This window comes from Methylophaga sp. UBA1464 (assembly GCF_002325665.1).
In the GTDB taxonomy this organism is placed as follows: domain Bacteria; phylum Pseudomonadota; class Gammaproteobacteria; order Nitrosococcales; family Methylophagaceae; genus Methylophaga.
The window spans coordinates 34,294-38,050 of sequence record NZ_DCSO01000045.1; the positions used below are offsets into that span (position 1 = coordinate 34,294).

Annotated in this window: 2 protein-coding genes and 1 pseudogene; 1 reads left to right on the top strand and 2 read right to left on the bottom strand. The window is 49.0% G+C overall.

The genetic code is table 11. The annotated features are described in order from the left end of the window. Positions 1 to 336 precede the first annotated feature (336 nt). Positions 337 to 2,190 carry a dihydroxy-acid dehydratase gene (ilvD, locus tag B3O33_RS04825; protein ID WP_292361213.1) on the bottom strand — a complete coding sequence of 618 codons (1,854 nt, stop codon included), beginning with the start codon at positions 2,188 to 2,190 and terminating at the stop codon, positions 337 to 339. A 122-nt stretch (positions 2,191 to 2,312) separates the two neighbouring features. Here ilvD and argA point away from each other — a divergent pair, with 122 nt between their 5' ends. Beyond that, positions 2,313 to 3,608, top strand: a complete 1,296-nt coding sequence (argA, locus tag B3O33_RS04830; protein ID WP_292361214.1) for an amino-acid N-acetyltransferase — start codon at positions 2,313 to 2,315, stop codon at positions 3,606 to 3,608. Here the strand turns inward: argA and B3O33_RS04835 are convergent. Then, positions 3,605 to 3,757: pseudogene (locus B3O33_RS04835) on the bottom strand (RNA pyrophosphohydrolase); the annotation flags it as partial. The gene argA and the pseudogene B3O33_RS04835 overlap by 4 nt on opposite strands.

Below are 3,757 nucleotides of genomic sequence, written 5' to 3' on the forward strand. Positions count from 1 at the left end.
AACCACAGAGACACAGAGGGCACAGATGTTTCTTTAAAAAAGATATCCATGCTGGTTTGAGTGGCTTATTAAAAAATCCGCAGATTACGCAGATTCGCGCAGATTAATTACCCGCTTTTCTTAGTGTTTATCTTGTATTTAAGAGACAAGGCAGCTGACAAGCGGATTATAAAAACGTTGGTTAGAGAAAATAAGCTATGTATCAGCAGGCTTATTGCCTGCAAATACATATTAAGAATCTGCGAAAATCTGCGTAATCTGCGGATAAAATAACCACATACCCCCGAAAGCTTTCTCCGTGCCCTCTGTGTCTCTGTGGTTAGTTTTTTTAATCCCTCAGCGGCGTTTCAGCTGCTCCACATCACGTACCGCGCCTTTGGCAGCAGAGGTCGTCAGAGCAGCATAAGCCTGCAGAGCAAGGCTGACTTTACGTTCACGGTTAACCGGTTTCCAGGCCATCTCACCGCGTTGTTCCATCGCAATACGTCTTTCCGCCAGCTGGGCATCGGTTAAGTCAACATTAATGCTGCGATTAGGGATATCGATATGAATCATATCGCCCTCTTCTACCAAACCAATATTGCCGCCTTCTGCAGCTTCCGGTGAGGCATGACCAATAGATAAGCCAGAAGTACCACCAGAGAATCGGCCATCGGTCAGCAACGCACAGTGTTTGCCAAGCCCCTTGGATTTCAGATAGCTGGTCGGGTACAGCATTTCCTGCATACCCGGCCCGCCCTTCGGGCCTTCATAGCGAATCAGTACCACGTCACCAGCTTGAACCTGTTCCGTCAGAATGGCGGTCACAGCATGATCCTGCGATTCAAAGATACGCGCCGGACCAGAGAATTTAAGTATTGACTCATCAACACCAGCGGTTTTGACAATACAGCCCTCTTCGGCCAGATTGCCAAACAAGACTGCCAAACCTCCGTCTTTGCTGTAGGCATGCTCAACATTACGAATACAACCCTCTTCACGATCCAGATCCAAAGAAGGCCAGCGGCAATCCTGACTAAATGCTGTTTGGGTTGGTATTCCGGCAGGTCCGGCCAGATAACGTAATTGCGCAGGCTGGTGATCACTGCGTGCCACATCCCACAAAGCCAGCCCTTCGGCCATCGTTTTGCTGTGCACGGTTGGTACTTCGGTATGTAACAATCCACCGGCAGCCAGTTCAGACAGGATGCCAATCACACCACCGGCACGATGCACGTCTTCCATGTGATACTTATTGGTCGCCGGGGCTACCTTGCATAGATTCGGAATCTTGCGGGACATCCGGTCGATATCCGCCATAGTGAAATCCACTTCACCCTCATGCGCCGCAGCCAGTAAATGCAAAACGGTGTTGGTGGAACCGCCCATGGCAATATCCAGCGCAATCGCATTTTCAAATGCCGCTTTGCTGGCGATAGCACGAGGCAGGACATCTTCTTCATCATTTTCGTAATAACGTTTTGCCAGATCGACGATACGCCGACCTGCTTCCAGAAACAGTTCGCGGCGATCAGCATGAGTCGCCAGCAAGGAACCGTTCCCCGGCAATGACAAACCAAGCGCTTCTGTCAGACAGTTCATTGAGTTGGCTGTGAACATACCCGAGCAGGAACCACAGGTTGGACATGCACTACGCTCAACCTGAGCAACATCTTCATCACTGACATTATCATCTGCCGCCTGCACCATGGCATCGACCAGATCCAGTTTGACATCCTGCCCGGCCAATTTGGTTTTACCGGCCTCCATCGGGCCACCGGAAACAAACACTACTGGAATATTCAAACGTAATGCTGCCATTAGCATTCCGGGGGTAATCTTGTCGCAGTTGGAGATGCACACCAGCGCATCAGCACAATGGGCATTGACCATATACTCAACTGAGTCGGCGATAATTTCGCGTGAAGGCAGACTGTAAAGCATGCCACTATGACCCATAGCGATACCATCATCGACCGCAATCGTATTGAATTCTTTCGCAACACCACCAACCCGTTCAATTTCACGCGCGACTAACTGACCCAGATCTTTCAAATGAACATGGCCCGGAACAAACTGTGTGAATGAGTTCGCAATCGCTATAATAGGCTTGCTGAAATCATCATCCTTCATGCCTGTGGCCCGCCATAAAGCACGGGCGCCCGCCATATTACGGCCAGCAGTAGAAGTTTTTGAACGATATTCAGGCATTGATTTTCTCCAACTATAATTGAGACTGATGGACACACTGCAACAACGGAATGACATCAGTTTAACCACGGGATTTTACACGCAACTTGGCAAGCGTGGTGAGACTACGATAAAAAGACATTATGAATTCATCATCACAACAACCTGCAGACGCTCATTTCGCGACCACAACCTCATGGTTCAGAGCGGCTGCACCGTATATTCACGCCCACAGTGGCGCAACTTTTGTCATTGCTTTTGATGGTGAAACGGTCGCAGCAGATAATTTTGATCATCTGATCCATGATCTGGCGATTCTGAATAGTCTGGATATTCGACTGGTACTGGTATTTGGTGCACGGCCTCAAATCGAAGCGCAATGTGAGAAACGCAATATTGCAGTGAAATATCATCGTGGCCTGCGGATTACGGATGATGCCAGTCTGCAGATCGCCCGTGGGGTGGTGGGGGAATTACGTATCGCTATTGAATCCAAACTTTCGTTTGGCCTGCCACACACCCCTATGGCCGATTCACGGATTCGCTGTGTCAGTGGAAATCTGGTCACCGCCCGCCCCGCTGGCATTATTGATGGTATTGATCTGGGACATACCGGTGAAGTCAGACGTATTGATGCTGAAGGTATTCAACAGCAATTGACTAATGGCAATCTGGTACTGCTACCGCCGCTGGGATATTCACTTACTGGTGAAATCTTTAATTTATCTGCCGAGGCTATTGCCACCGCAGCGGCCACGCGCTTACAAGCCGACAAACTTATATTTATTGGTCAGAGCAATGAGCATTTGCCCCGGGAAATTACGCTGCAACAGGCAAAAGATTACGATCACCCGTCATTAAGTGCGGCTGTCAGCGCCTGTAAAGCAGGTGTTTCCAGGGTACATTTGCTGGACCGTTCGATTGATGGTGCCTTGTTGCAGGAATTATTCAGCCGGGATGGTGCTGGTACGTTAATCAGTGCCACTTCGTTTGAAACCACACGTCAGGCAAATATTGAAGATGTCGGTGGCATTCTGGAATTACTGCAACCTCTGGAACAAAGCGGAGTACTTGTCAAACGTTCTCGGGAATTACTGGAAAGGGAAATTGATCATTTCACGGTGATGGAGCGTGATGGCACGGTCGTCGCCTGTGCTGCGTTATACCCTTATCCGGAAAACAATGCAGCGGAATTGGCCTGCATGGCGATATCCACAGACTACCGTCATCAAGGCCGTGGCAAACAGTTACTGACCGTGTTGGAAAAACAGGCTAAAACGGCAGGGTGGAATACGCTTTATGTGCTGACAACTCAGACTGCACACTGGTTTATCGAACATGGCTTTCAGCCCTCTGCAATCAGTGACTTACCTATGCAAAAACAGGCGTTATATAACTATCAACGTAATTCCAGCGTATTTCGCAAGCAACTGAATTAACCAGCTGACGGGTCACGATTACCGGCCCGTTTACGGTATTCAGGAAATAGCAGTGGCGCAAATTCATGCAGAGCTTTTTCGTATACCCGCCGTTTGAAAAATACAATTTCCTCGACGGGCGTCCAGTAATCTACCCAGCGCCAATCATC

What these genes read in the sequence shown, in the direction of transcription:
- ilvD (WP_292361213.1), bottom strand. Translation starts at nt 2,190, where the DNA reads ATGCCTGAATATCGTTCAAAAACTTCTACTGCTGGCCGTAATATGGCG.
- argA (WP_292361214.1), top strand. Translation starts at nt 2,313, where the DNA reads ATGAATTCATCATCACAACAACCTGCAGACGCTCATTTCGCGACCACA.